The 26,771-nt window shown below is 67.7% G+C and carries 21 protein-coding genes and 1 tRNA gene; 9 read left to right on the top strand and 13 right to left on the bottom strand.

Going from position 1 to position 26,771, the window contains the following annotated elements; genetic code table 11:
- Positions 1–46: 46 nt before the first annotated feature.
- The 6 genes from bioC to LMF57_RS19075 all read right to left on the bottom strand — a co-directional run bounded on the left by bioC (position 47) and on the right by LMF57_RS19075 (position 5,693).
- The gene (gene bioC / locus LMF57_RS19100) at positions 47–931 is read right to left on the bottom strand and encodes a malonyl-ACP O-methyltransferase BioC (RefSeq protein WP_208082301.1); all 885 of its coding nucleotides are present in this window, start codon (positions 929–931) and stop codon (positions 47–49) included.
- A gap of 12 nt (positions 932–943) precedes the next feature.
- Positions 944–1,723 (bottom strand): SDR family oxidoreductase, encoded by a 780-nt coding sequence (locus tag LMF57_RS19095; protein WP_229290413.1) that lies wholly within the window; start codon positions 1,721–1,723, stop codon positions 944–946.
- A 29-nt stretch (positions 1,724–1,752) separates the two neighbouring features.
- The gene (gene bioH, locus LMF57_RS19090) at positions 1,753–2,532 is read right to left on the bottom strand and encodes a pimeloyl-ACP methyl ester esterase BioH (RefSeq protein ID WP_229290412.1); all 780 of its coding nucleotides are present in this window, start codon (positions 2,530–2,532) and stop codon (positions 1,753–1,755) included.
- An 18-nt stretch (positions 2,533–2,550) separates the two neighbouring features.
- The gene (gene bioF / locus LMF57_RS19085) at positions 2,551–3,774 is read right to left on the bottom strand and encodes an 8-amino-7-oxononanoate synthase (RefSeq protein WP_229290411.1); all 1,224 of its coding nucleotides are present in this window, start codon (positions 3,772–3,774) and stop codon (positions 2,551–2,553) included.
- A 67-nt stretch (positions 3,775–3,841) separates the two neighbouring features.
- Entirely contained in the window at positions 3,842–4,885 is a 1,044-nt protein-coding gene (gene bioB / locus LMF57_RS19080; protein WP_229290410.1) for a biotin synthase BioB, read from the bottom strand.
- Positions 4,886–5,270: 385 nt separating this feature from the next.
- Positions 5,271–5,693, bottom strand: coding sequence for an H-NS histone family protein (locus tag LMF57_RS19075; protein ID WP_100462080.1), 423 nt, complete (start codon positions 5,691–5,693; stop codon positions 5,271–5,273).
- A gap of 164 nt (positions 5,694–5,857) precedes the next feature.
- Here LMF57_RS19075 and LMF57_RS19070 point away from each other — a divergent pair, with 164 nt between their 5' ends.
- Genes LMF57_RS19070 through LMF57_RS19060 form a run of 3 tightly spaced genes read left to right on the top strand, consistent with a single transcriptional unit; the run spans position 5,858 to position 7,657 of the window.
- A complete protein-coding gene (locus LMF57_RS19070; RefSeq protein ID WP_117311672.1) occupies positions 5,858–6,553 on the top strand; it encodes a ComF family protein in 696 nt (231 codons plus the stop codon).
- Between the two features lie 58 nt (positions 6,554–6,611).
- Positions 6,612–7,163 carry a DUF308 domain-containing protein gene (locus LMF57_RS19065; protein ID WP_229290409.1) on the top strand — a complete coding sequence of 184 codons (552 nt, stop codon included), beginning with the start codon at positions 6,612–6,614 and terminating at the stop codon, positions 7,161–7,163.
- Complete coding sequence (locus LMF57_RS19060; RefSeq protein ID WP_162887711.1) at positions 7,163–7,657, top strand: hypothetical protein; 495 nt, start codon at positions 7,163–7,165, stop codon at positions 7,655–7,657. The genes LMF57_RS19065 and LMF57_RS19060 overlap by 1 nt, the downstream gene beginning before the upstream one ends.
- A gap of 1 nt (position 7,658) precedes the next feature.
- On the opposite strand, the gene LMF57_RS19055 is transcribed toward LMF57_RS19060, so the two are convergent.
- From LMF57_RS19055 to LMF57_RS19030, 6 genes are all read right to left on the bottom strand, one after another.
- Positions 7,659–9,470 carry an MFS transporter gene (locus tag LMF57_RS19055; protein ID WP_117311670.1) on the bottom strand — a complete coding sequence of 604 codons (1,812 nt, stop codon included), beginning with the start codon at positions 9,468–9,470 and terminating at the stop codon, positions 7,659–7,661.
- Between the two features lie 89 nt (positions 9,471–9,559).
- Complete coding sequence (locus LMF57_RS19050; protein WP_208082296.1) at positions 9,560–10,675, bottom strand: amidohydrolase family protein; 1,116 nt, start codon at positions 10,673–10,675, stop codon at positions 9,560–9,562.
- Positions 10,672–11,448, bottom strand: a complete 777-nt coding sequence (locus LMF57_RS19045) for a DeoR family transcriptional regulator (RefSeq protein ID WP_049465791.1) — start codon at positions 11,446–11,448, stop codon at positions 10,672–10,674. Before LMF57_RS19045 ends, LMF57_RS19050 begins: the two co-directional genes overlap by 4 nt.
- 33 nt (positions 11,449–11,481) lie before the next feature.
- Complete coding sequence (locus LMF57_RS19040; protein ID WP_059065495.1) at positions 11,482–12,816, bottom strand: D-tagatose-bisphosphate aldolase, class II, non-catalytic subunit; 1,335 nt, start codon at positions 12,814–12,816, stop codon at positions 11,482–11,484.
- A 16-nt stretch (positions 12,817–12,832) separates the two neighbouring features.
- Entirely contained in the window at positions 12,833–13,771 is a 939-nt protein-coding gene (locus LMF57_RS19035; protein WP_208082295.1) for an ROK family protein, read from the bottom strand.
- On the bottom strand, positions 13,764–14,918 hold the full coding sequence (locus LMF57_RS19030; protein ID WP_208082294.1) for an SIS domain-containing protein: 1,155 nt from the start codon (positions 14,916–14,918) through the stop codon (positions 13,764–13,766). Before LMF57_RS19030 ends, LMF57_RS19035 begins: the two co-directional genes overlap by 8 nt.
- A gap of 321 nt (positions 14,919–15,239) precedes the next feature.
- Here LMF57_RS19030 and LMF57_RS19025 point away from each other — a divergent pair, with 321 nt between their 5' ends.
- The 4 genes from LMF57_RS19025 (at position 15,240) to LMF57_RS19010 (ending at position 23,913) form a co-directional block, all read left to right on the top strand.
- The gene (locus LMF57_RS19025) at positions 15,240–18,599 is read left to right on the top strand and encodes a TIM-barrel domain-containing protein (protein WP_208082293.1); all 3,360 of its coding nucleotides are present in this window, start codon (positions 15,240–15,242) and stop codon (positions 18,597–18,599) included.
- Positions 18,600–18,731: 132 nt separating this feature from the next.
- A complete protein-coding gene (locus tag LMF57_RS19020) occupies positions 18,732–21,707 on the top strand; it encodes a TonB-dependent receptor (RefSeq protein ID WP_208082292.1) in 2,976 nt (991 codons plus the stop codon).
- Between the two features lie 64 nt (positions 21,708–21,771).
- Positions 21,772–23,127 carry a Gfo/Idh/MocA family oxidoreductase gene (locus LMF57_RS19015; protein WP_229290408.1) on the top strand — a complete coding sequence of 452 codons (1,356 nt, stop codon included), beginning with the start codon at positions 21,772–21,774 and terminating at the stop codon, positions 23,125–23,127.
- A 141-nt stretch (positions 23,128–23,268) separates the two neighbouring features.
- Positions 23,269–23,913: a DKNYY domain-containing protein gene (locus tag LMF57_RS19010; RefSeq protein ID WP_229290407.1), complete on the top strand. Its 645-nt coding sequence runs from the start codon at positions 23,269–23,271 to the stop codon at positions 23,911–23,913.
- Between the two features lie 136 nt (positions 23,914–24,049).
- On the opposite strand, the gene LMF57_RS19005 is transcribed toward LMF57_RS19010, so the two are convergent.
- Positions 24,050–24,126, bottom strand: a tRNA-Arg gene (locus LMF57_RS19005).
- A gap of 149 nt (positions 24,127–24,275) precedes the next feature.
- Here LMF57_RS19005 and ubiA point away from each other — a divergent pair.
- The gene (ubiA, locus tag LMF57_RS19000; protein WP_025877458.1) at positions 24,276–25,169 is read left to right on the top strand and encodes a 4-hydroxybenzoate octaprenyltransferase; all 894 of its coding nucleotides are present in this window, start codon (positions 24,276–24,278) and stop codon (positions 25,167–25,169) included.
- Between the two features lie 175 nt (positions 25,170–25,344).
- Entirely contained in the window at positions 25,345–26,769 is a 1,425-nt protein-coding gene (locus tag LMF57_RS18995) for a TIGR00366 family protein (protein ID WP_177177048.1), read from the top strand.
- Positions 26,770–26,771 lie beyond the last annotated feature (2 nt).

Below are 26,771 nucleotides of genomic sequence, written 5' to 3'. Positions count from 1 at the left end.
GCGCCGACCAAGGTCGGCATCTACCAGTGCGGATCGCGTGCCGACATCAGGTCTGCTTGCGCCGGATCGGGATCGCCGACACCGGCACGGACGCAATGTCATGCCCACCTTCGCGGATCGGCGCGCCCGGATCCGGCGCCCAGGCATGGGCGTAGATCACTTCCCAGCTGCTGGGCAGCGTGCCATCGGCACGGCGCATCGGTTCGTACGCCGCCGCTGCCGCCGCGAACCGCCCCCGGCCGGTCAACGTATGGCGGCGATCGACCCGTGCGTTGGTCGCGCCCATCGCGCGCAGCTCGCGCATCAACGAGGGCAGGTCGTCGTAGGTCAGGGTGAACAGGTCGCGGTCCAGTACTGGATCGCGGAAGCCGGCCATCATCAGCGCATCGCCGAACTGGGCGATCTGCGCGAAGCGGCTCACGTGCGGGCGGTCGTCGGCGGCGGCGAAGGCCTCGTTGAGCTCGACCAGCGTTTCCGGCCCGAACGTCGAACACACCAGCAGCCCACCGGGCTTGAGCACGCGGCGGAAACCGGCGAACACCGCTGGCAGGTCGTCCACCCACTGCAGGCACAGGTTGCTGAAGATCACATCGACGCTGTTGTCGGCCAACGGCAGCGCCGTGGCATCGGCGGCCAGGCGCTGGAACGGCTTCCACCAGCCGGCCTGGCGCTTGGCCTGGTCGAGCATCGGCAGTGCCACGTCCAGCGCGATCACCTGCGCCTTCGGCCAGCGCTTCTTCATCAGCGCACTGGCATGGCCGGTGCCGGCACCGATATCCAGCACTACCTCCGGCTTGCGTGCCTCCAGGTAGTCCAGCGATTCCAGCAGGCGCGACTGCACCTCGCGCTGCAGGGCGGCGGCAGCGTCGTAGCTGGAGGCGGCGCGGGCGAAGGCGCGGCGGACATGGCGGGCATCGAAGTGGGACGGCATTGCAGAAGTCTCTTAGAACGTACCGGGGTAGGCGCCGCCGTCGATCAGCAGGTTCTGCCCGGTGAGGTAACCGGCCTGTGCACTGCACAGGAAGGCGCAGGCGGCGCCGAATTCGTCCGGCGTGCCGAAACGGCCGGCGGGAATCTGCTGGCGGCGGCGTTCGGCCACCGCCTGCACGTCCCCGTCCTGGCTGGCGGCGTGGGCGAAGTTGGCGCGCAGGCGGTCGGTATCGAACTGGCCGGGCAGCAGATTGTTGATCGTGACGTTGTGGACGACGGTGCGCCGCGCCAGCCCGGCGACGACGCCGGTCAGGCCGCTGCGCGCGCCGTTGGACAGCGCCAGCGCGTCGATGGGTGCCTTCACCGATGACGAGGTGATGTTGACGATGCGGCCGAAGCCGCGCTCGATCATCGCGTCCACGGTGGCGCGGATCAGCGCGATCGGTGCCAGCATGTTGGCGTCCAGCGCGGCGATCCAGTCGTCGCGCTCGAACGTGCGGAAGTCGCCCGGCGGCGGGCCGCCGGCGTTGGTCACCAGGATGTCGACCTGCGGGCAGGCGGCCAGCGCCTGGGCGCGGCCCGCCTCGGTGGTGACGTCGGCGGCGATCGCACGTACTTCAGCGGCACCGGGCAGCGTACGCAGTTCTTCAGCCGCAGCCTGCAGCGCAGCGTCACCGCGGGCGACAATGACCACGTTCACGCCTTCGCGCACCAATGCGCGCGCGCAGCCCAGGCCAAGCCCCTTGCTGGCGCCGCAGACCAGTGCCCAGCGGCCGGAAATGCCCAGATCCATGCGTCAGTCCTGTACAAGCTTAGGAAGGCTCATTGTCCGCCATCGGCCGGTGACAGGCCGGCAACGAAGTGTTGCAGGGCGGCTGCAACGTCATCGGCATGGCCGAGGAAGGGCGCGTGGCCGCCCTGGCCGACGGTCAGCGACTGCCCGCCGGGCGCCAGCGCGGCAGCGGCCTGCATCGCCGCCGGCGAGACCAGACGGTCACGCTGGCCGGCAATCCACAGGCTGGGCTTGCCCAGTGCGGGCAGGGCACCGCGCAGGTCGGTGTTCTCCAGCAGCTGCAGGCCCTCGCGCAGTGCGCGTTCGGTGGGCGCTCCGCGTTCGACCAGGCGCTGGCGCAGGGTGCGCAGTTCCTCGCGGGCATGCGCCGAACCCATCACGTCCAGTGCCAGGAAACGTTCCAGGGTGCCACTGAAGTCCTGCGCGAGGTCACGACCGAACTGCTCGAATACCGATGGCTCCACCGCATGCGGCCAGTCATCACCGCGCACGAAGCGCGGCGTGGCGGCGATCATCGCCAGACCACGCACCTTCGGCAGCGTGGCCGCCGCGTGCAGCGCGAACAGGCCGCCCAGTGACCAGCCGCACCACACCGCCGGCGGCGTGGCCGCGGCAATGGCGTTGACCACGAACGGCAGGCGCAGCGGGGTGCTGTCATCGCGGCTGTGGCCATGGCCGGGCAGGTCGACCAGATGCAGCGTGAATCGATCGGCCAGGCGCTGCACCAGCGGCGCAAACACGCCGCCCTGCAGGGCCCAGCCGTGGATCAGTACCAAGTCCGGCCCATGGCCGGTCACTTCAATATGCATGGGGAACTACACGATCACTCAGGCCAGCGCCGGCAACGACGGCGGCAGCACTTCACGCGCGGCAAAGGCCACGCGGTCGCGTGCAACGGCGATGGCTTCGACCAGGCCGCGTACCTGCTCGGTGGTGTGCAGCGCGGACAAGGTGACGCGCAGGCGCGCCTTGCCTTCCGGCACGGTCGGTGGGCGGATCGCGCCGACCAGCCAGCCGGCCTGCTCCAGCGCCTGCGACATCGCCATGGCAGTGTGGTCGTCGCCACACAACAGCGGCTGGATCGGCGTTTCCGATGCCATCAGATCCAGCCCATGACGTCGCGCTTCGCTGCGGAACAGGGCAATCAGATCGGCCAGCTTCGCCCGCCGCCAATGATCGCGGCGGGCCAGGCGCACCGCTTCCAGTGCGGATGCCGCCAGCGCCGGCGCCATGGCGGTGGTGTAGATATAGGGGCGTGCGGTTTCGGCCAGGTGCTCGATCAGGTCTTCGCGGCCGAGCACCAGCGCGCCGGAACCGCCGAGCGCCTTGCCCAGGGTGACCAGCTGCAGCGGCACATCGTCCACGTCCAGGCCGGCGGTGGCGACCGCGCCACGACCATCGCCGAGCACGCCCACGCCATGCGCGTCGTCCACGTAGAACAGCGCCTGCTGCAGGCGCGCGACCAGCGACAGCGCACGCAGCGGCGCGATATCGCCATCCATGCTGAAGACACCGTCGGTAGCCAGCATCGCTGCGCCATCGGGCGCATGCTTGAGCTGGCGCATCGCACCTTCCGCGTCCAGGTGCGGGTAGCGGCGCAGGCGCGCGCCGGCCAGCCGGGTGGCATCGAGCAGACTGGCGTGGTTGAGCTTGTCCTGCACGCAGACATCGTTCTCTTCGCCCAGCAGCGCCTGCTGCACGGCCAGGTTGGCGGTGAAGCCACTGCCGAACAGCAAGGCACGCGGGTAACCGAGCCACTCGGCCACTTCGCGTTCCAATGCGTCGTGCAGCGCGTGGTGGCCGCAGACCAGGTGCGAAGCCCCGGCACCGGCACCTTCGCGCGCGGCGGCATCCTGCAGTGCGTTGACCACGCTGAACTGCTGGGCCAGGCCCAGGTAATCGTTGCTGCAGAAGCCGGTCAGCCAGCGCCCATCGACTTCCAGGCGCACACCATCGCGACGGGTGACCGTGCGCCGCGGGCGGCGACGGCCTTGTGCATCGCGCAACGCGCGCTGGGCTTGGAGGCGGGCGGTCAGGTCGGGGCGTGCCATGGCGGCTGGATGCGGCGACGGGGCGGCTAGGGTAGCGCGTTGCCGCGACGCCTGCTTGGCCGCCGGCTCAGGCCGCGTGGGCGCAGCCGCAGCCGGGGCCATCGGCGCTGATATCGGCATGCACGGTGCCGCCATGGTCATGACCGTCGGCGTCCACCTGCACCGCCATCGGCTGCAGGCCCAGGCGTGCGAACAGGGCCATGTCGCGCTCGCTCTCCGGGTTGCCGGTGGTCAGCAGCTTGTCGCCATGGAAGATGGAGTTGGCGCCGGCCAGGAAGCACAGCGCCTGCAGCTCATCACTCATCGCCTCGCGGCCGGCCGACAGCCGCACCATTGAACGCGGCATGGCGATGCGGGCCACGGCGATCATGCGCACGAACTCGAACGGGTCCAGCTCGGCACTGCCATGCAGCGGCGTGCCGGCCACCTGCACCAGCTTGTTGATCGGCACCGAATCGGGATGCGCCGGCAAGGTGGCCAGCGCCAGCAGCAGGCCGACCCGCTGCGCGCGTGTTTCGCCCATGCCGACGATGCCGCCGCAGCAGGTCTTCAGCCCCGCATCGCGCACATGGCCCAGCGTATCCAGGCGATCCTGGTACTGCCGGGTGTGGATGATCGACTCGTAGTAGTCCGGCGCGGTATCGAGGTTGTGGTTGTAGTAGTCCAGGCCGGCGTCCTTCAACGCGCGCGCCTGCTCGCCACTGAGCATGCCCAGCGTGGCGCAGGTTTCCAGGCCCAGCGCTTTCACCCCGGCGATCATTGCCGCCACCTTGGGGATGTCGCGGTCCTTCGGCGAACGCCACGCTGCACCCATGCAGAAACGCGAGGCACCGGCCGCTTTGGCTTGGCGGGCCCTGGCCAGCACCGCATCGGTGTCCATCAGTTTCTGTGCGTTGACCCCGGTGCTGTAGCGCTGCGCCTGCGGGCAGTACGCGCAGTCTTCCGGGCAGCCACCGGTCTTCACCGACAACAGCGTGGAGACCTGCACCTGGGCCGGGTCGAAGTGCTCGCGGTGGACGGCGGCGGCGCGGAACAGCAGTTCCGGGAAAGGCAGGTCGAACAGCGCCTGCAGTTCGTCGTGGTGCCAGTCGTGGCGGATGGCGGTTGCCATGGCGGGACCTTGGAAGGGCTGGAGCGAGGGCGCAGTTTGGGTGGGGCCGCAAACACTGTCAACCCAAGTAACGAAACGGCAGTTTACAGTGCGCCATCGCCCGGATCAAAGGCGATGGCGCCACGTTCGCCGCGACGCCCGGGCGGTGAGAATCCGCATGGACACGCATCGCGAAGAAGAGCGGCATCGCATCGCGGCGCTGACCGATAAGGACATCGCGTGGATCGATCAGCAGCAGCTTTCCCGGTGTGACGGTCAGTTCCGCAACGTTGCCCGTGTCGTGGGCACAGCGATGTCGCTGGACCCCGGCCGTCAGCCGGGAATTCCAGGTGTGATCTACGCAGGGTGTGTGCGCTGGTCGAGCGCTGCAGCGAAGTGTGCCGGGTCAGCTTTGCTTGAAGACGGTTCGCTGGCCGATCGTGCGGGTCTTGCTGGCGTCCGACCGGCCGAGGCCGGGAATCAGGAAATCGGCAGGGCTGCGGCCATGCCGGGTCTTCTCGGCAAGCCAGCGCGGCATCCGGCCACGGCCGGACCAGGTGTTGCGTTTGTTGTCCGGATCGCGGTACTTGGGCGCCACCTTGCCCAGCTTGCGCCGCGTGCCCCGTTTGCGGGCCGGCGCCGTGGTCTCGGCGGGCGCGGTGCCGATCAGTTCCTCGATCGTGTAGCCGCATTGCGCGGCGAAGGCGATCAGCTTGCGTCGGACAACGGCCGCCGGGCGGCGGCTGGCGACCAGCGCCCGCCGCTGCTCGGCCGCAGTCACAAGGGCGTTCAGTTCGCGCAGGCTCAGGTGTTCGACGTCGATTTTCATGCCGCGAAGGGTCCTGACATCGCGGCAGCCTGTCAAGCAGCGGACGATTCACCCAACCCGCCACTGCCGGCCGCAAATGGCCAGGCGCGGAGCGCGCCGTTCACCTACGCGCATGTGCTTGCTTCGCCGATGGGCAGCATCCACCTGCGGGGTGAAGCTGCGGCATGCGCATCCCAACAACCTTTACGCTTGGCGAACCGTTGCAGGCCGCCTTTCGCCTGCTGCTGCCCCTGCGCTGCCTGGTCTGCAGCGAGCCCGGCCACGACACCCTGGACCTCTGCGTCGCCTGTCTCGCCGATCTACCGTGGGCGGGCCGCGCCTGCCTTCGCTGCGCGCTGCCGCTACCGGACGAAGCCCTGCCCATCTGTGGCACCTGCCGTGACGAGCCGCCGTCGCAGACCGCTACCCACGCCAGTCTGTTGTACCTGCCGCCGGTCGACCAGCTGCTGGTCCGCTACAAATTCCACCAGGACCTGGCTGCCGGACGCCTGCTTGCGCAGTTGATGCTGCGCAACCCGCCGCCATGGTCGTGCGCGCCACTGGTACCCGTGCCATTGCACGGAAAGCGACTGCGCCAGCGCGGGTACGATCAGGCAGCCGAGTTGTGCCGGCTGCTGCGCCTGCCAATGTGGCGCGGGCTGTATCGTCGTCGCCATACCGCACCGCAGTCCGAACGCAGCGCCGAGCAGCGCCGCGACAACCTGTTCGACGCCTTCGATGTGCGCGGCGCCGTGCCGGCGCGGCTGACCATCGTCGACGACGTGATGACCACCGGCAGTACCGTGCTGGAGATTGCAGAAACGCTGCGGCTGGTGGGGGCTGAAGAAGTACGTGCATGGGTCTGCGCGCGGGTGCCGTGATCGCCCGTTTCATCCCCAGGGGCTAGGATGATCACCTACCCGGATCGAAGGAGTGGTCATGAATTCCCCTTTGTCTCCCTTGTGGTCGGCCGTAGGACGCAGCTGGTGGATCCTGCTGCTGTACGGTCTGGTCGCGCTGGGCTTCGGCGTCATCGCGATCGGCTGGCCGATGTCGGCGGCCATCGCGCTGGCGTGGACGCTGGGCGTGATGGCGATCGTGGAGGGCGTCATCAGCCTGTTGGCGCTGATCACTGGCGGCAGCGGCGCCTCGCGTGGCTGGCTGCTGCTGTACGTGGTCGCCTCGCTGGGCTTCGGCATCCTGGCGGTGATCAATCCGCTGGCCACCGCCAGCGTGCTGGTGCTGTTGCTGGCGGCATGGCTGCTGGTGGCAGGCATCTATCGCATCGTCTTCGCCATCCGCGTGCGCAGGCAGATCCAGGGTGAGTGGTTGCTGATTCTCAGCGGCGTGCTGGCCATCGTGCTGGGCCTGCTGTTCGCGGCCAACCCCTATGCAGGCGTGGCGGTGACCACGCTGTGGATCGGCATCGGCAGCCTGCTGTATGGCGTGCTGCAGGTGCTGGTGGCGTTCAAGCTGAGGAAGCTGCGCTGATGCGGGCCTGGAACAGAGGGGCGCTGCTCGGCGGCGGCCTCGCGGTGGTGCTGCTGGCGGGCTGCAACCGGCTGCTTCCGGCGGAGACACGGCATCCGCCGCGGGAGGGGGTGCAGGTGCAGATGCGTGAGGTCGATCCCGATGGCCGCGCTACCCTGCAGTGGCAAGGGCGCAGCATCGCCGTGAAAGCGCCGCCGATGCTCACCAGTGCCGATATCGTCGACGTGCGAGCGGCGTTGGACGCCGCGCACCAACCCGTACTGGAACTGACGTTCCGCAAGGAGTCCGCCGGCCGGTTGCTGCACGCGACCGAGGCCCTGGTGGGCAAGCAGGTGGCGCTTACCGTCGATGACCACGTGCTGTCCGTGGCCACCATCGCGGGCCCTTTTGGCGAGTCCATGCAGGTGGCCGGTACCAACATGAGCGTGGCCGAAGTGCACGACATGGCGCGCTACATCGTGCACGGCGGCCCTGCGCCGCCACAGCAGCGCTGAATCAGCGCTGCTTTCCTGCAAACCCGGCTTCGATCTCTTCCAGCGAGCGCCCCTTGGTTTCCGGCAGCCAGAATGCGGCCACCAGGAAGAACACGAACGTGCAGCCCGCCCAGAACAGGAACATGCTGGCGTAGCCGTAGTGTCCCACCGTCGGCAGGAAGATGGCGGCAATGGTGGTGGACACGAACTGGTTGATCAGCAGCGCGATGCTCATGCCGTTGGAGCGGATGCGGTTGGGCATCAACTCGGACAGCGCCAGCCACACGCACACGCCTGGGCCAACCGCGAAGAACGCCACGAATACCAGGATGCAGGCAGCGACGGCCCAGCCATGCGCGGGCGGCGGAATCGGGCCGATACGGGCCTGTTCGATGCGCAGCGGTGCCTGCACGGCGCTGGCCGGGTCGGCGAACGGATTGAGGTGCATCGTGCGGAAGAACGCGCCGATGACGCTGTCCGGCTGCACGGTGCCGGCGCGCTCGATACGCAGCTCGCGGTCGGTCAGGTTGTCGCTGCGCAGCGCGCGCACGTTGGTGAAGTCGCCATAGGCGTAGGACACGGTCAGCTGCAGTGGCCGGCCCTCGCGGTCGATGCCACCGGCAAGCCGCTGCCACTGCGCGTCATCCAGTACCAGTTGCAGGCCATCTCCACTTACTGCGGCCTGCAGGTGCGGCTGCACGTCGACGCGGCCCCGTTCGGCCTGGAAGAACAGCGTTGCTGCGGCCAGCAGGGCCACGCAGATGCCGCCACTGCCCAGCATCAGCAGGAACTTGCGACCCTTGCGGTCGACCAGCAGCAGCGCGACCACGGTCATCACCGCGTTGAGCAGCTTGATCGCCACGTCGGCGCCGTTGGCCACCGAGCCGGACAGGCCTGCCTGGTTGAGGATGTTGACCGCATAGGCCAGCACCGAGTTGATGCCGGTGGCCTGGGTGCAGGCCAGCACCACGCAGGCCAACACGAACGGCACTACGTAGCGGCGGCTGAGCAGCGGGTCACGCTTGCCGCTGCTGCTGCTCGATTCCGGAGCCTGGATCTGCGCCAGGGTGGGCTCGATGTCGGCAGCGGGCAGCACGCGCTGCAGGCTGCGGCGCGCATCATCGATGCGGCCACGACGCACCAGCCAGCGCGGTGATTCGGACAGCCAGAAGATGCCGGCGCAGAACAGCAGGCCCGGTGCCAGGCAGGTCCAGAAGATGGTGCGCCAGGCGTGGTCCTTCACCGTGAACAGCTCCTGCGCCTGCTGTGCGACCGGCAGCGAGCGCACCGACTCTGCGGCGGCGTCCACGGCATGGGCGTGGTACAGGCCGATCAACGCGGCCAGCACCAGGCCGACGGTCAGCAGCAGCTGGAACATCGCCGCGCCGCGGCCGCGTCGTTCCGGGCTGAGCACTTCGGCCAGGTACAGGGGAATGACCACGCCGATCAGGCCGCCGCTGACACCCTGCAACAGGCGGCCCAGCAGCAGCGGGGTGTAACCCGACGCCAGCGCCATGATCGGGATGCTGGCGGTGAACAGCACGCCGGCCAGCAGCATCGCGCCACGGCGGCCGATGAGGTCGGCGATCATGCCGGCGAACAGTGAGGACAGCACGCTGCCCAGCAGCACCGCAGCGACGACGAAGCCGAGCTGCTGGCTGCTGAGCTGCCAGGCGTGGCTGGCGGTGGCTTCAAGATAGGGCAGGGCGCCGGCGATGATGCCGATGTCGATGCCGTACAGCAGGCCACCGAGGCCACCGATGAAGAGCAGGTAACGTACGGGCCAGCGCGGGGCGGTGGAAGCGGGTACGGCAGGTGCAGTGGCTGCGGTCATCGGCTCGTTCCTGGACTAACGGGAGGGTGCGTGGCTGATGCAATGCGCTTGCGCGCCTTGAGTGCGGCATCCGGGCCGCATGGCGTGTGTCAGTCCAGATCGATCAATCGACCGCCCACCACGACCTGCTGCAGGCGCAGTTCCGCATCCAGCACCACCAGGTCGGCACGGGCGTCGGGCGCAATGCGGCCGCGATCGCCCAAGCCCAGGTAATCGGCCGGGAAGGTGGACACGCGCTGCGACGCGTCAGCCAGATCCAATCCCACCTGCACCAGGTTGCGCAGCGCCTGGTCCATGGTCAGCGCGCTGCCGGCCAGCGAGCCGGTGGCCAGGCGCACGCAGCCGCCGCACTTGTGTACGCGCTGCTCGCCCAGTGCGTACTCGCCATCGGGCATGCCGGTGGCGGCGGTCGCGTCGGTTACCGCATACAGGCGCGGAATCGCGCGTGCGGCCAGACGGATCACGCCGGGGTGGATGTGCTGCAGGTCGGGAATGATCTCGGCGTACCGGGCATGCGCCAGGGCAGCGGCGGCGATGCCCGGCCGGTAGTGGTCGACGCCGGTCATGCCGTTGAACAGATGGGTGAAACCGGAAGCGCCGGCCTGCAATGCGGCCACGCCTTCCTCGTAGGTGCCTGCACTGTGGCCGAGCTGCACGCGGATGCCGAGTGCGGACAGCGCGGGGATCAGTGCGGTGTGCTCGCCGATCTCCGGCGCCAGCGTCATCACCCGGATCGGTGCCAGCGCGTGCAGCTGCCGCACCAGCGCCATCGTCGCCTCGATCGTACGATTGGGTTGTGCGCCCAGCCGCTGCGGGCTGATGAAGGGGCCTTCCAGGTGCACACCGGCGATGCAGGCGGCATCGGCATCGGGCGCTGCCATCGTTGCCGCAACGCCCTGCAGCGCGTATTCGATCTCGTCCAGGCCAGCGGTCATGGTGGTCGCCAGCAGTGTGGTGGTACCAAAGCGCGCATGGGTGCGGGCGATGGTGCGGGCCACGTCGCCGCCCTGCATCAGGTCGACGCCGGCCGCGCCATGCACGTGCAGGTCGATGAAGCCGGGCAGGATCACCGACAGCTGCGGGTCATCGCCGCCGCTGTGGTCATCTACCTGCAGCTGGCGCACGTGTGAATCGAACTGGACCTGGCCGCGACGCCAGCCCAACGGGGTGAGGATGCGGCCGTGCAGGGAGCGGGTGTCGGTCATGCGGGGGGCTCGGCGATGATCACTTCGATGCCCAGCCGCTGCAGCCCCTCGCGGGTCGCGTCGTCGATGCCGGCGTCGGTGATGATGGCGTGGATCTGATCGAGGCGGGCGATGCGGTGCAGGCTGACGCGTCCGAATTTGGAGGCGTCGGTGAGCACCACGATGCGCCGCGCGCGTTCGACCATGCGGTGGTTGAGGCGGGCTTCGGCTTCGTCGTGGGTGGTCAGGCCGAACTGCAGGTCCAGGCCATCCACGCCCAGGAACAGCGTGTCGAAGCTGTAGGAGTTGAGGCTGGCTTCGGCCTGGCTGCCCTGCAGCGACAGCGATTGCTGGCGCAGCAGTCCGCCGGTCAACAGCACGGTGATGCCGGCCGCGTTGGCCAGTTCCCAGGCGATGTTCAGGCCGTTGGTCATCACCGTCACATCGCGGTGTCCGCGCAGGTGGCGGGCCAGGGTCATCGTGGTGGAGCCGGAGTCGATGATGATGTTGTCACCGGCCTGCACCAGGCGCGCGGCCGCCGTGCCGATGGAGTCCTTCAGCGGCAGGTTCAGCGCATCCTTTTCATGGATGTCCTGCTCCTGCGGCGGCGTTCGCACCAGGGTGGCACCACCGTGGGTACGCGTGGCCAGCCCCTGCGATTCGAAGTGGGTCAGGTCGGCACGGATGGTCACCGCCGACACGCCGAAGCGCTCGACCAGATCGGCCACCTGCACCGAGCCGTGCTCGATCAGCAGCTGCAGGATCTGTTGCCGGCGGGAGCGGGTGTTGCGCATGGCCATTCTCGGTTTCGCAGGGAAAGGTAGAGATTAGCCGTTCGCAAGATCGGCGGCAGCCGGACTTGCGTTGTGCTTGCGGGTTCCCGCCTGGTTGGCGCTGCAGGCGCGGGCGTATTCGCCCAGGCACAGGCCGATGCGATGCTGCACCAGGGCGGTAGGCGTATTGGCCAGGGTGCCCTCGCGCACGGCGCGGTACTGCTCCGGCAGGTACTGGCTGAGCAGCACCAGCGGCGGCGCGTGCTGTTCCAGGTTGGCGAACAGGGTGTGCACGGCCTGCACCAGCGCCGGCTCGCCCCAGTAGTAGCGGCAGCGGTCGCTGAAGGAATAGCTGCGCAGCAGGCGCAGGGTCGCTTCGTCGCCCTGGTAGTAGGACTGCCAGGACTTCGGCTGCGCCACCATCACCTCGTCCAGCACCTGCGGCAGGCGCGAGCACTGCGCGGCCGGCAGCAGCTCGGCTTCGATGGCAGCCAGTGCGAACAGCGCTTCGCGGTAGGCGAAGGTGGCCGCGGGGCCGACCTTGAGGATGGCGAAATGGTCGCGCACCAGCGCATGCAGGCCGCTTTCGCGCTGGTAGTCGGTCGAATGCGCCTCGAACACGATGCGCGGCTGCTGTTCGAGGAAGTCGGCCAGCTCGCTGGCGGCGGCCGCGTCGTACTCGTGCACGCTGCTGTGGTCGAAGTCCACGCCCGGCTGCACCACCATGGCCAGCACACGCTGCCATGCATCGCGCAGCAGCGGGGTGTCGAAGGCCTGCCGGTGGATGGCCAGGGTCTGCGCAGCGGCGGCCGGGGTGGTCACCTGCAGGCCACCGGCCAGCGAGGCTTCGCCACCGGGAATCGGCACTTCGGTACCGATGACATAGACCGGCGGCGGCAGGCCGTGCTCGGCGGCGGTGCGCTCGGCGATCTCGGCCAGCTCGGCCGAACGTGCAGCAACGATGGCATCGGGCAGCGGCACCGGGTCATCGGCGCAGGACATGCTGCAGTCCAGGTGGATCTTGTGGAAACCCGCGGCGACGTAGGCCTCGATCAGCACGCGCGCATGGGTCATCGCTTCGGCGGCCGGGCGCTTCTGCCAGGCGTTCGGGCCAAGGTGGTCACCGCCGAGGATCAAGCGCTCGCGCGGGAAGCCTTCCTCATCGGCCAGGGTACCGACGTAGTCGCGGTACTGCGGCGGGGTCATGCCGGTGTAGCCGCCGAACTGGTCGACCTGGTTGGAGGTGGCTTCGATCAGCAGCACGGTATCGTGCGCCAACGCCACGTGCATGGCCGCGCGCAGCACCTGTTCGTTGCTGCAGCAGACGCTGTACAGGCCGACGTTGTGGCCGGCGCGGTGGGAGGCAAGCAGGGTCTGCAACGGGGACATGGTCAAGCTCCGGACATCAGGAAAACGAGGGTTGGCAGGCCAGCAGGGCGGCACCGCGTGCACCACCGGCATCGCCGAAGCGCGGCGGCACGATGGGCGGCACCTGCACGCCGTTGAACAGATGCGCGGCGATGGCCGCCGGCAACAGCTGGTACAGCGGTGTGTACCGGGACAGGCCGCCACCGAGCACGATCACGTGCGGGTCCAGCGCCAGCACCAGGGCGGCCAGGCTGTGGCCGAGCAGGTCGCGATGGATGTCCAGCGCCTGCCGTGCACGCGCATCGCCGGCCTCGGCCAGGGTGACCACCACGCTGGCATCGGCAGCGCTGCCACCGAGGTGACGCTCGATCATCGCCAGGCCACTGCCGGACACGTAGCGCTCCACGCAGCCTTGCAGGCCACAGGCGCAATCGATGAGCGGCAGGCCATGACGCTGCAGCAGGTGGCCCGGCACGCTCCAATGGCCCCATTCGCCGGCCAGGCCGTTGAAGCCGGACAGCAGGCGTCCCTGCAGGCAGAAGCCGCCACCGGCACCGGTGCCGAGGATGGCGCCGAACATGCTGGGGTAGCCATCGGCGGCGCCGCCGTGCGCCTCGGAGAGCGCAAAACACTGCAGGTCGTTGCCGAAATGCAGCGGGCGCTGCAGGCGTGCCTGCAGATCAGCCGCCACGCATTGACCGGTCAGCGCAGGCACATTGGCGCTGAGCTGGCGGCCGTTGCGACGATCACGCACGCCGGGCAGGGCGATGCCGATGGCCGCATCGCTGCGACCCAGCGCAGCATCGGCTTCAGCAACCAATGTCACCACCGCCTGCAGGAAGCCGTCGTAGTCGCCCTGCGGGGTAGCCACGCGGCGGCGCCAGGTGACCTGCATCGCCGCATCGCACACCACCAGCTCGATCTTGGTGCCGCCGATGTCGATACCGTAGCAGGCGTTGGCGATCAGCTCAGCCATGGTGGATGGTGACACCCTTGACCACGCGGTTGACGGTGCCGTCCGGGAATGGATTGTCGGGGGTCAGGCCGAGTGCAGCCGAACGCTGCAGCGCGTACAGCTGCGCAAAGCCCAGCCACACCGGCGCCAGCCACGGGTCATCCAGGGCAGGCACGGTGAGGGTGTAGTCATCGTCGGCGCCGATATCCGAATGCGGGCCGATCGACAGCACCTGGCCGGCCACGCCGTCGCGGCGCAGTTCTTCCAGCAGGTCCTGCTCATAGCGGCGCGCCAGCGGCTGCACGCTGCGCAGCACGACCACCAGGGTGCTGCCGTCCAGCGTGGACTTCGGTCCATGGCGGAAGCCGAGCGGGGTGTTTGCCAGCGCCAGCACGCGGCCGGCGGTGAGCTCCAGCACCTTCAGCGCAGCCTCGCGCGCCAGTGCTTCCAGCGGACCGCTGCCAAGGTAGATGACCCGGTTGAACGGGCGCTGCGCCAGCGCGGCCACAGCTGCATCCCACTGCGCCTGGCCTTCGCGGGCCAGACCGGCAATCTGCTGCAGGCGTGCGATGCGCGCATCCCACGGCGAACGGTCGAACATGGTCAATGCCGCCAGCAGCATGCAGGTCAGGCTGCTGGTCATGGCGAAGGCGCGGTCGCAGCTGGCCGACGGCATCAGCAGGGTGCAGGTGTCGGCACGGCCGGCGCCACGGCGGGCCAGCTCGCCCTCGGCATTGCAGGTGATGTCCAGGAAGCGCGCATCGTCCACGTCACTGCGCACGCGGTCGACGGCGGCAACGCTTTCGGGGCTGGAGCCGCTGCGGCCGAACGACACCAGCAGGGTCGGGCGATCGCGCTGCAGGTACAGCGCAGGATGGGTGAGCAGGCTGGTGGTATGCACCACGCGCACCTCGGCCGGCCACTGCGCGTTGATGGCATCGGCCACCATTTCAGCGATGAAGCCGGAACTGCCGGCGCCGGTGAACAGCACGCGCTGGTTCGGGTCGTTGAGGCTGTCGCCGAGGAAGGCCTGCAGGCGGTCGCGGGCACGCGACAGATCCTGTGCAAGGGCTTCCCACAGCGCCGGCTGCTGGGCGATTTCGGTAGCGGTATCGGCTCCGCCGCGGCGCTGCCAGGCGGACACATCGGAAAGCAGGGTGACGTCCATTCGGAGGTTCCAGTTGGGCCAGCGCACCATCTGCGTTTTCTTTCGAAATGTCAAATACCGAAAGTAAAAAGAAAGATATCGCGGTGATGACTTTCCCCGCACGGCATGACTCTGGAAACGAAAGAAACCGCCGGATGCCGTATCGCACAATGCTTAACAGGCGGCTGCAAGCGGTTACACAAAGTATTGCAACGCAACAACTTTCGTTTCATCTAAATATATCTTCCTTTTTCCTTTCAATTTGTTGACATCTTTCGAATCGCTGCCCTAGAGTCGGCCCAACCGCTTTCGAAACGCCCGGTGAACGGGTTGGGAGTCCGTGTGGAAATCTGCGTTCGTCGTTCGCCACTGCTGCTGGCCCTGTTGCCGGCACTGCTGTCGGCGTCCCTGTCGGCCCAGGCCGCACCGGTCGGCAACCTGCGCTCGGTCAGCGCCAGTGCCAGCACCGACGGTGTAGATGGCTGGGACCTGCAGACCGACAACGGCACGCGCATCCGCATTGAACTGCCGGCCACCGACATCATCCGCGTACAGGCCGGCCGCAACGGCAAGCTGACCGGTGCCGGCGACAAGGCCGCGCCGATCGTGCTGCCGCAGCCCAAGGCCAACGTGCAGGCACAGCTGGAAGAAGACGCGCAGGAGATCCGCGTGCGTACCGCTGCACTCGTGCTGCATGTGCAGCGGCAGCCGTTGCGCCTGCGCCTGGAGCGTCTGGACAACGGCCAGCCCACCGCGCTGTGGCAGGAACTGCAGCCGCTGGACCTGGATGCCGCGCAGAGCGTGCAGGTGCTGTCCTCGCAGGCCGATGAAGGCTATTACGGCGGTGGCCAGCAGAACGGCCGCTACCAGTTCAAGGGCCGCGAACTGGACGTCTCGTACTCCGGCGGCTGGGAAGAGGGGGATCGCCCGAGCCCGGCACCGATGCTGCTGAGCAGCCGTGGCTGGGGCATGCTGCGCAATACGTGGAGCGATGGCAGCTACGACCTGCGGCAGAGCGACCAGGCCACCCTGCTGCATCGCGAAGACCGCTTCGATGCGTACTACTTCGTTGGCGCCGACCTGCCGAAGCTGATCGAGCGCTACACCCAGCTGACCGGCCGCCCGAACATGGTCGCGCGCTGGGCGCTGTCCTACGGCGATGCCGATTGCTACAACGACGGCGACAACAGCAAGAAGCCCGGCACCGTGCCCGAGGGCTGGAGCGACGGCCCGACCGGCACCACGCCGGATGTGATCAACAGCGTGGCCAAGCAGTACCGCGCCAATGACATGCCCGGCGGCTGGATCCTGCCCAACGATGGCTATGGCTGCGGCTACAAGCAGTTGCCGGAGACGGTGAAGGGCCTGGCCGGGTACGGTTTCCGCACCGGCCTATGGACCGAGAACGGCGTCGACAAGATCGCCTGGGAAGTGGGCAAGGCCGGCAGCCGCGTGCAGAAACTGGACGTGGCCTGGACCGGCAAGGGCTACCAGTTCGCGATGGATGCCAACCGGCAGGCGTTCAACGGCATCCTCGACAATTCCGATTCGCGCCCGTTCCTGTGGACGGTGATGGGCTGGGCCGGCATCCAGCGCTATGCCGTGGCCTGGACCGGCGACCAGAGCAGCAGCTGGGACTACATCCGCTGGCATGTGCCGACCCTGGTGGGTTCGGGCCTGTCCGGCATGGCCTACGCCAGTGGCGATGTGGACGCGATCTTCGGCGGCAGCGCCGAGACCTTCACCCGCGACCTGCAGTGGAAGGCGTTCACCCCGGTGCTGATGGGCATGAGCGGCTGGTCGTCGAATGCGCGCAAGCACCCGTGGTGGTACGACGAGCCCTACCGCAGCATCAACCGCGATTACCTGAAGTTGAAGATGCGCCTGACCCCGTACATGTATGGGCTGGTGCATGAGGCCGCACAGACCGGTGCACCGCCGGTGCGTGGCCTGATGTGGGACAACCCGCGCGATCCGCACGCGCAGGATGAAACCTACAAGTACCAGTTCCTGCTCGGCCGCGACCTGCTGGTTGCACCGGTGTACCGCAGCCAGGCCGCCAGCCGTGGCTGGCGCCGCGACATCCACCTGCCCGCCGGCGGCTGGATCGACTACTGGGATGGCCGCCGCGTGCAGGCCGCCGCCGATGGCCGCCAGCTGGACCGCCAGGTGGATCTGGCCACGCTGCCGGTGTTCGTGCGTGCCGGTGCGATCCTGCCGATGTACCCGTCGATGCTGTTCGACGGCGAGAAACCGCTCGATGAAGTGACCTTCGACCTGTATCCGCAGGGTGATTCGCAGTACACGCTGTACGAAGATGACGGCAACACCCGCCGCTACCAGCAGGGCGAATCGAGCACGCAGCGGATCAGTGTGCAGGCGCCGGCACAGGGCAGTGGCCCGGTGCAGGTGCAGATCGATGCGGTGCAGGGCCAGTACAACGGCCAGCTGGCACAGCGCCGCTATGGCCTGCGCGTGCTCAGCCGGCAGGCGCCGCGCGCGGTGCAGGCCGCTGGCCGCGCGCTGCCGGCGCTGGCCGACGCGACCGCATTCAACAACGCCAGCGAGGGCTGGTACTTCGATGCCAAGGAGCGTCGCGGCACCCTGCATGTACGCACCGCGGCGCAGGACATCCGCCAGCCGCTGCAGCTGCAGCTGGACTTCGCCGTCACCGCCGCGGCCGCCGACGATGCCTATCCGGCCGCACCGGTGCTGGGCCGCGAACTGCCGGCCGACAGCCTGCTGGTGGTCAACCGCCCGGCCGAAGAACCCGGCCATGCGCTGGAAAATGCCTTCGATGATGATCCGGCCACCTGGTTCCGCAGCGTGCGCAACCAGGCCGTGCGCACCGGTGCCCATGAGTGGGTGATCGGTTTCGGCGAACGGAAGATGATCGACGGCATCGACATCGCGCCGCGCAATGACAAGAACTGGAAGCACGGCCAGGTGCGCGACTACGAGGTGTACCTGGGCGACAGCAATGGCGAGTGGGGTGAACCGATTGCCCGCGGCCACCTGCAGCTGAAGGAAGGCACGCAGCGCATCGACTTCCCGGCCCACGCCGGCCGCCTGCTGCGCTTCCGCGTGTTGAGCGTGCAGAACCCCGAAGGTGACGGTGCCTCCAGCACCGATCCGATGGTGACCGCTGCACAGGGCAGTGCGCGTGCCTTCGACGCGCTGCAACCGCGCGACGTCGGCCCGATTGCGCTGTCCACCTTCCACATCCTCGAACACCAGGAACCGGAGCGACCGGCCCGGCAGCGCTATCTCTCCGAGCTGCCGGTGCCGGCCGCGCTGGCCAGCCAGGTGCACGCCGACAAGGCGTTCAGCGGCGACGCCGGCATGCGCATGAACGGCCTGCAGTTCCGCCGCGGCCTGGGCGTGTCCGCCAACAGCCGCATCGACCTGCGCCTGCAGGGGGGCTGGCGCCTGCTGCGTGCCGACCTCGGCATTGACGACGCCTGCCGCACGGCCGGTGGCCTGCAGTTCCAGGTCTGGGGCGACAACCGCCTGCTGTATGACAGTGGCCTGGTGAAGGCGCCCGGCGTGGTCAAGCCGGAGCTGGACATCCGTGGCCTTTCCACCCTGAGCCTGCGCACGCTGGGTGCGCAGGGCAGCCAACCCGCCCAGGTCTGTGCCAACTGGGCCAACGCCGTGCTGATCGGCCAGGAGGGCGACTCCGCCAGCATCGTCGCCCCATGACCGCCACGTAACACCGCTCCTCCCCCGCCCATTCCGACTACGGCTTCACCACGACGGTGGGAGCCGTGGCCCGGGAGCGTTTTGCCCGCCGATCCACCATTCGCGCCGCACCCCTGCCAGGAGAGAACCCCGATGTTGCCCGCCCGCCACCACCGCCCCCCCTGTCGTTCGATCGCACCGTTGTCGCTGGCCATCGCCGGCGTGCTGCTGTCGGTCGCCGTTCCTGCCTTCGCCCAGGAGAGCAAGGACAAGGCCACCGACCTGGCCCGCATCGAGGTCACCGGTTCCAACATCCGCCGCACCGACGTTGAAACCGCCTCGCCGGTGCAGGTGATCAGCAAGCAGGACATCCAGAACATGGGTGCGCGCACGCTGCTGCAGGTACTCGACAACCTGCCGGCCGCCCGGCCAGCGCAGCAGGATTCGCGCTCGCTGTTCACCGGCTCCGACGGCGCTTCGCAGGCCAACCTGCGCGGCCTCGGCGCGCAGGGCACGCTGGTGCTGTTGAATGGCCGCCGCCTGTCGTACTACGGTGCGCCGGCGGGCTTCCAGACCCAGTTCGTCAATATCGATGCGATTCCCGCCGCCGCCATCGAACGCATGGAAGTGCTGACCGACGGCGCCTCGGCGGTGTACGGCACCGACGCGGTGGCCGGCGTGATCAACGTGATCACCAAGCGCAACTTCCAGGGCGCGGAGATCAGCTTCACCAACGACACCTCCTCGCGCATCGATTCCTACGGCGAGCGCCAAGCCAGCATCACCGCCGGCTTCGGTGACCTCACCGAGAACCGCTTCAACATCTACGGCGCGGTGAACATGTACCGCCGCGACGCGATTCCGCTGGCCGACTTCTATGACAAGCGCCCGGACCAGTACTACGTCAACAACCCCAACTACCTGAACAACCTGCGCCTGGGCGTGGGCAGCAAGCCGGGTGAGTTCAACCCGGGCAGCTATTTCGCGTTCGATCCGGTCACCGGCCGCCGCGTGCAGGAAGCCGCGCCGGGCTGCAGGAACGTGCTGACCACTGAAGCGGCCGGCCCGCGTTGCGTCTGGGAAACCTGGATGAACAACGAGATCGACGCCGGCGCCAAATCCGAACGCAACACCGCCTACCTCAACGGCACCTTCCTGGTGGGCGACAGCACCGAGATCTTCGCCGAGGCCACCTATACCGATATCGACCTGCGTGCCAACGGCGGTACCCCGCGCAGCTATGGCACCACCACCGGCAACCCGACCAGCTGGTTCTCGCGCGATACCGGCAACAACGTCAACCAGTTCCTGTATCCATTCCTGGGCCCGAACAACGAGTACAACCACGCCAGCCCCGAGCTGAAGGCCATGATGGGTGGCGTGGTCGGCCTGCAGTATCTGCTGCAGGATGCCGGCGCCAACTACTTCGGCCAGCGCAACACCGACAAGAGCTACCGCGTGCTGACCGGCGCGCGTGGCAACTTTGGTGACTGGAACTGGGAGACCGCGTTCGCCACCGCCGGCACGCACTCGACCACCTACCAGACGATCAACGTCAACGTGAAGGGCTTCGAGAAGGCCTTCGGTCCTTACAGCATCGACCCGGGCACGGGCCGTGTGATCATCTCCGATCATCCGGCGTACCAGTTCGGCCAGATCAGCGAGGCCAACGCCGCGCTGATCCGCGAAGCGTTCCCGACCTTCGACATCCAGTCGTGGACGCGCCTGCATACGCTGGACGGCAAGATCGAAGGCCCGCTTTTCCAGCTGCCGGCCGGTGACATGCGCGCCGCGTTCGGCTTCAACGCCAGCCGCGAAACCTTCTACACCCCCGGCAACGCCGACGCGGCCGCCGGCCTGATCACCCAGCAGGGTGGCTCGTGGTTCGATGGCGCGCGCAACACCTATGCGCTGTTTGCTGAAACGGTGGCACCGATCACCGAGAAGCTGGAGCTGGATGCGGCCGTGCGCGTGGACAAGTACCCGAACTTCAGCGCCAACGTCGCGCCGAAGATCGGCTTCAAGTACCAGGCATTCGACCAGCTGATGCTGCGCGGTACCTATTCCACCGGCTTCCGCGCCCCTAGCCTGGCCGAGTCCGGCAACGGCGGCGTGTACGCGCAGCTGGGCGGCTACCGTGATGAACTGCGCTGCGCCGAGACCAACGCCATCGCCAACCTGCTGCTGAAATCGCAGCGCGGCGGCGATGTCGACCTGGGCAAGAGCCTGCTCAACGTGGACTGCAGCCGCACCGTGGCCCGCATGACCCAGCCGAACCAGGACCTGAAGCCGGAGAAGGCGAAGATCGCCACGCTGGGCTTCGTCTACGAGCCGGCCACCTGGCTGTCGGTGTCGGCCGACTACTGGTTCATCTACCGCGACAACGAAATCGTTGCCCCGGACTACCGCCGCGCCGAGGACATCATCTCGTCCACCCGCTCGCCGATCACCGACAGCGACCGCGCCAACCTGGCGCAGCTGGCGGCGATGTGCGCCGACCCGGCCAGCGGTGTGAGCTGCCCGGGAACGCTGCCGGGCTACTCGGCCGGCAACGTGGCCAGCGTGGTGGGCCAGTACAAGAACCGCGGCAAGACCCTGATCGATGGCTTCGACATCGATGCGCGCAGCCGTTTCTCGCTGGGTGAGTGGGGCGGGCTGAACATCGGCCTGGCCGCCACCATCGCCAACCGCAACCGCTTCTACATGGATGAACAGAACGGCTGGTACTACGGCGACGTGGTGGGCTACTACAACAACCCGCGCCTGCGCGCGACGCTGAATGCCGACTGGACCTACAAGCAGGTCACCACCAGCATGTTCGTCAACTACGTGGGCGGCACCAAGTGGGCCACCGACCAGATCGACGAAGAGGACAACAACAAGGAAACCTGCACCGGCGGTTACCTGGCCCTGGAAAAGAACAAATGCGATGGTGCACCGTCGTGGTGGACCGCCAACATGAGCGTCACCTGGCGCCCGGACGATGCGTGGAACCTGAGCTTCACCGTCAAGAACCTGTTCAACCGCCTGCCGTTCTACGATCCCAACAGCTTCCTGGGTGACTCCAGTGACTACGCCACCATCTTCGGTCGTGGTTACAGTGTGACCATCGGCTACCGGTTCAAGTAATTCCGTTTGCGTGACCAGGCGCGCCGGCCAAGGCTGGCGCGCCTTCAAGAGGAGAGTGTTTGCCATGAAGCGTAGGGAATTCATCGCGGCCAGCGCCGCTGTCGCCGCCAGCAGCCTGCTGCCGCAGACCCCGGCATGGGCACGTGGCCGCAAGGTACGCCTGGCCGTGATCGGTACTGGCATGCGTGGCCTGGTGCTGCTGAAGGAACTGGTGCGCCGCGACGACGTGGAGGTCGTTGCCCTGTGCGATATCGAGCCGATCATGCTCGGCCGCGCCGTGGAGATGGTCAGCAAGGCGGGCAAGCCTGCGCCGAAGACCTACGGCCAGGACCGCGACATCAACGCGTGGAAGCGCCTGCTGGAGCAGAAGGGCATCGATGGCGTGATCATCGCCACGCCGTGGGAGTACCACGCACCGATGGCCATTGCCGCGATGCAGGCCGGCGTGGCCGTGGGCTGCGAAGTGGTGGCCGGCATCACCCTGCAGGACCACTGGGACGTGCTGAAGACCCAGCTGAGCACCGGCACCCCGTACATGCTGCTGGAAAACGTCTGTTACCGCCGTGACGTGATGGCGGCCCTGCAGATGGTGCGGCAGGGTCTGTTCGGCGAACTGGTGCACCTGCAGGCCGGTTACCAGCACGACCTGCGCGGGGTGAAGTTCAACTCCGGCGACCCGAACCAGCCCTACGACAGCGGCGTCGAGTTCGGCCCCAAGGGCTGGAGCGAAGCACGCTGGCGCACCGAACACTCGGTGGAGCGCAATGGTGAGCTCTACCCCAGCCACGGCATCGGCCCGTGCGCGATGTATACCGGCATCAACCGCGGCAACCGTTTCACCCACATCAACGCATTCGCCACCAAGGCGCGTGGCCTGCACGAATACACCGTAGCCAAGAGCGGCGGCACCACCCATCCGAGCACCAGGGTGAAGTTCAAGCTCGGCGACATCGTCACCACCACGCTGGCCTGCGAGAACGGCGAGACCATCCTGCTGCAGCACGACACCTCGCTGCCGCGCCCGTATTCGATGGGTTTCCGCGTGCAGGGCACCAAGGGCCTGTGGATGGACGTGAACCATTCGATCCACATCGAAGGCCGCAGCCCACCGCACCAGTGGGAAGAGTTCAAGAAGTACCAGGACCAGTACGAACATCCGCTGTGGAAGCAGAATGCCGACACCGCTGCCAGCGCCGGCCATGGCGGCATGGACTGGTTCGTGATCCATGCGTTCGTGGAAGCGCTGAAGGCCAATGCGCCGATGCCGATCGACATCTACGACGCAGTGACGTGGAGCGCGATTACCCCGTTGAGCGAGCAGTCGATCGCCAACAGTTTCCAGACGCTGGAGTTCCCGGACTTCACGGCGGGCCTGTGGCAGAAGCGCAAGCCGATCTTCGCCTTCGACGGCAAGTACTGACCTGTACACCAACGGTAGCGCCGGGCCATGCCCGGCGTTGCTGCCCGCACCAGCGCATTCGAACCCATGGAGCCGAGCCATGCTCGGCTGCTTCTCCTACCGCCTACACTAGGGCCCCCATCACCGGCGGAGCCCCAGACCATGGCATGGCAGAAGATCAGCGACCTGCCGCACCAGCGGTTCATCGGTCCGTATGGCATCGAGTTCTGGCGCATCCACCAGGGCCAGGTCTTCCACCAGGGCCGATTGCTGCGCAGGGCCGATGCAGCAAGTTTCGAGTTCAATCCAGCTCACTATTTCATCGGCCGCGACGCGCATGCGGTCTACCACGCGTGGACCCGGCTGACCGCCATCGACCGCGAAAGCTTTCGCCAATGTGGCGCGTACTGGCTGGACAACCGCGCCGTCTACTTCGAGCACGAGACCTCGCTGAAGGCGCTGGCCGAGGCAGATTGCACGACGTTCCGCGATCTCGGCGGCGGCTATGGGGCCGATGACCAGGGCGGCTGGTACTGCGGCCGGCGGATGAAGCACTGTCGGCGTGGCGACCTGCTGCAAGGGGTGCAACAGGAGCCGCTGTACGCCTTCGATGACAGCAACGTCTACTGCGACGGGAAGCCGCTGCCCGGGGTGGATCGCGCGCGCTGGCGGTTGTTGGACGGGCACTTTTCGGGTGATGGCAGCCGCGTTTACTACCTGGAGCGGAAGCTGCCCCGGGTGGATGTGGTGTCGTGGCGCAGGCTGGAAGGAAACTGGTCGCGGGATGCGCGCAGTTGTTCCGGATGAACCTGATCGAGAAGGATCCGATGCTGCGGGCGCTGCATGGAGTCGTGTGACTGGCCGGACGAGCGAGCAATCGACCTGCCAAGCCAACGTGCGCCCGCCGAAGCGTTCTGCGGGTAGCCTTCGGGGGAGGGGAAGATGGCGCGCCCGGAGGGATTCGAACCCCCGACCAATGGCTTCGGAAGCCACTACTCTATCCGGCTGAGCTACGAGCGCGTGGTGGAACCGCCGCGCCGTCGGCCAGGGCCGGGGCGGGCATCGCAACGCAATGAGGCGGTGCGGGATGGGCATTCTATCCAGTTTCGCCGCACAAATCTCCCCCCGCCGGCAAAGTCGGTCCGAAGGCACAGGAGTATCCTAGTGTCATGGCTGATACCCCCCTTTCCGCGCCGCATCCGGCGCCGACGCCGCGTTGGCGGCATTACTGGTCCCTGATGCGCGCCGATCGCCCGATCGGCACGCTGCTGCTGCTGTGGCCCACCTGGTGGGCGTTGTGGCTGGCCGCTGGCGGCCTGCCGCCGCTGTGGACCCTGTTCGTTTTCACCGCTGGCGTGTGGCTGACCCGCTCGGCCGGTTGCGTCATCAACGACTACGCCGACCGCTGGCTCGACCCGCACGTGGAGCGCACCAAGGCGCGACCGCTGGCGACCGGTGCGATCAGCGGCCGGGCGGCGCTGGTGCTGTTCGCGGTGCTGATGCTGGTGGCCTTCGGCCTGGTGCTGACCCTGAACGGCCTGACCATCGCCCTGAGCTTCATCGGCGTGTTCCTGGCGGCCAGCTATCCCTACCTGAAGCGCTACACCCATCTGCCGCAGGTCTACCTGGGCATGTCCTTCGGCTGGGGCATTCCCATGGCCTTCGCCGCCGTGCAGGGCGAGGTGCCGATGCTGGGCTGGCTGCTGTATGCCGGCAACATCCTGTGGTCCACCGCCTACGACACCTGGTACGCCATGGTCGACCGCGAAGACGACCTGAAGATGGGGTCGCACTCCACTGCGATCCTGTTCGGCGATCTGGACCTGGTCATCCAGGGCGTGCTGTACGCGCTGTTCCTGGCCACGATGGCGCTGGTGGGCGTGCGCGGCGGGCTGGGTGGGTACTACCTGGCCGGTGTAGCGGTGGCGACGCTGCTGGTGGTGTACGAGTTCTGGATCTGCCGCAACCGCGAGCGTGGGCCGTGCTTCAAGGCCTTCCTGCACAACAACTGGGTGGGTGCCGCGCTGTTTGCCGGTATCGCGGTGGATCTGGCGCTGCGTTGAGAAGGCCGCTGGGCATGGCCCGGCGCTACCCCGCGGCATGTGCACGGGTCGGAATCCTGGGCCGAACCGGTAGCGCCGGGCCATGCCCGGCGGGCGGCCACCTACGACCAATAGGTGGCTGACAGCCCGCACCCCACCGCCCAGAATCAGGTCATCGAACCTGGGAGGGTAGGTGATGGCCTCGACGGCAGCAGTACAGGACGGCTGGATGGCGCGCGCCGCGCTGCGCTCGGCCGCCTGGGCGGAAAAGTGGTTCCCCGATGCGTACGTATTCGCGGTGCTCGGCGTGGTCATCGTCGCGCTGGCGGCGATGGGCTTCGGCGCCACTCCGCAGGCCACCGCCAGCGCCTTCGGCGACGGCTTCTGGAGCCTGATTCCCTTCACCATGCAGATGGCCTTCGTGGTCATCGGTGGTTATGCGGTAGCCACTGCACCGGTGGTCGCGCGCTTCATCGACTACCTGGCCCGGGTGCCACGCACCGGTCGTGGTGCCGTGGTGTACGTCGGCCTGGTCAGCATGCTGGCCTCGCTGCTCAGTTGGGGCTTCTCGCTGGTGTTCGGCGGCCTGCTGGTGCGCGCGCTGGCCCGCCGCACCGAGCTGCGCATGGACTATCGGGCTGCCGGTGCCTCGGCCTACCTGGGCCTGGGCGCGGTGTGGGCGATGGGCCTGAGTTCGTCGGCGGCACAGCTGCAGGCCAACCCGGCCAGCATGCCGCCGGGGCTGGTGGAGATCACCGGCGTACTGCCGTTCACCGAAACCATCTTCCTGTGGCAGTCGATCGCGCTGACCTCGGTGTTGATCGTGGTTTCGCTGCTGATCGCCTGGCTGACCGCGCCGGCCGCCGGCAGTGCGCGTACCGCCGAAGATTTCCCCGGCGCGGCGCAGGCCGAACCGGAGCCGCTGCAGCGCCGCACCCGTCCGGGCGAGTGGCTTGAGTACAGCCCGTTGTTGACCGTGCTGCTTTCGCTGCTGGCCTTCGGCTGGCTGTTCAACGAATTCGCCAACAAGCCGCTGGTCAGCGCGATCGCCAACCTCAACACCTACAACTTCATGTTCATCTCGCTGGGCCTGCTGCTGCACTGGCGCCCGCGCAGCTTCCTCAACGCGGTGGCCAAGGCGGTACCGAGCACCACCGGTGTGCTGATCCAGTTCCCGCTGTACGGCGGCATCGCGATGATCCTCACCCACGCTGCCGGTGGCGACGGTGAGACGCTGGCGCACCGGCTGTCGAGCCTGTTCGTGCACGTGGCCAGCACCGATACGTTCGCGCTGGTGATGGGTGTGTACTCGGCGGTGCTGGGCTTCTTCGTACCGTCCGGTGGCGGCAAGTGGATCATCGAAGCGCCCTACGTCATGCAAGCCGCGAACGAGCTGAAGGCGCACCTGGGCTGGGCGGTGCAGGTCTACAACGCGGCCGAAGCGCTGCCGAACCTGATCAATCCGTTCTGGATGCTGCCACTGCTGGGCGTGCTCGGCCTGAAGGCCCGCGACATCGTCGGCTTCACGTTCATCCAGCTGCTGGTGCACATCCCGCTGGTGCTGGGGTTGCTGTGGCTGCTGGGCATGACCCTGGCCTACGTGCCGCCGGTGATGCCTTGATC

Origin of the sequence: Stenotrophomonas sp. SI-NJAU-1 (assembly GCF_020883215.1) — a bacterium.
GTDB classification, from domain to species: domain Bacteria; phylum Pseudomonadota; class Gammaproteobacteria; order Xanthomonadales; family Xanthomonadaceae; genus Stenotrophomonas; species Stenotrophomonas indicatrix.
Note: the sequence above shows the minus strand (reverse complement) of the source record. Positions and strands in the feature narration are given on the sequence as shown.

Coding starts and splice junctions, on each gene's coding strand:
- bioC (WP_208082301.1), bottom strand. CDS start 931: ATGCCGTCCCACTTCGATGCCCGCCATGTCCGCCGCGCCTTCGCCCGC.
- LMF57_RS19095 (WP_229290413.1), bottom strand. CDS start 1,723: ATGGATCTGGGCATTTCCGGCCGCTGGGCACTGGTCTGCGGCGCCAGC.
- bioH (WP_229290412.1), bottom strand. CDS start 2,532: ATGCATATTGAAGTGACCGGCCATGGGCCGGACTTGGTACTGATCCAC.
- bioF (WP_229290411.1), bottom strand. CDS start 3,774: ATGGCACGCCCCGACCTGACCGCCCGCCTCCAAGCCCAGCGCGCGTTG.
- bioB (WP_229290410.1), bottom strand. CDS start 4,885: ATGGCAACCGCCATCCGCCACGACTGGCACCACGACGAACTGCAGGCG.
- LMF57_RS19075 (WP_100462080.1), bottom strand. CDS start 5,693: ATGAAAATCGACGTCGAACACCTGAGCCTGCGCGAACTGAACGCCCTT.
- LMF57_RS19070 (WP_117311672.1), top strand. CDS start 5,858: ATGCGCATCCCAACAACCTTTACGCTTGGCGAACCGTTGCAGGCCGCC.
- LMF57_RS19065 (WP_229290409.1), top strand. CDS start 6,612: ATGAATTCCCCTTTGTCTCCCTTGTGGTCGGCCGTAGGACGCAGCTGG.
- LMF57_RS19060 (WP_162887711.1), top strand. CDS start 7,163: ATGCGGGCCTGGAACAGAGGGGCGCTGCTCGGCGGCGGCCTCGCGGTG.
- LMF57_RS19055 (WP_117311670.1), bottom strand. CDS start 9,470: ATGACCGCAGCCACTGCACCTGCCGTACCCGCTTCCACCGCCCCGCGC.
- LMF57_RS19050 (WP_208082296.1), bottom strand. CDS start 10,675: ATGACCGACACCCGCTCCCTGCACGGCCGCATCCTCACCCCGTTGGGC.
- LMF57_RS19045 (WP_049465791.1), bottom strand. CDS start 11,448: ATGCGCAACACCCGCTCCCGCCGGCAACAGATCCTGCAGCTGCTGATC.
- LMF57_RS19040 (WP_059065495.1), bottom strand. CDS start 12,816: ATGTCCCCGTTGCAGACCCTGCTTGCCTCCCACCGCGCCGGCCACAAC.
- LMF57_RS19035 (WP_208082295.1), bottom strand. CDS start 13,771: ATGGCTGAGCTGATCGCCAACGCCTGCTACGGTATCGACATCGGCGGC.
- LMF57_RS19030 (WP_208082294.1), bottom strand. CDS start 14,918: ATGGACGTCACCCTGCTTTCCGATGTGTCCGCCTGGCAGCGCCGCGGC.
- LMF57_RS19020 (WP_208082292.1), top strand. CDS start 18,732: ATGTTGCCCGCCCGCCACCACCGCCCCCCCTGTCGTTCGATCGCACCG.
- LMF57_RS19015 (WP_229290408.1), top strand. CDS start 21,772: ATGAAGCGTAGGGAATTCATCGCGGCCAGCGCCGCTGTCGCCGCCAGC.
- LMF57_RS19010 (WP_229290407.1), top strand. CDS start 23,269: ATGGCATGGCAGAAGATCAGCGACCTGCCGCACCAGCGGTTCATCGGT.
- ubiA (WP_025877458.1), top strand. CDS start 24,276: ATGGCTGATACCCCCCTTTCCGCGCCGCATCCGGCGCCGACGCCGCGT.
- LMF57_RS18995 (WP_177177048.1), top strand. CDS start 25,345: ATGGCCTCGACGGCAGCAGTACAGGACGGCTGGATGGCGCGCGCCGCG.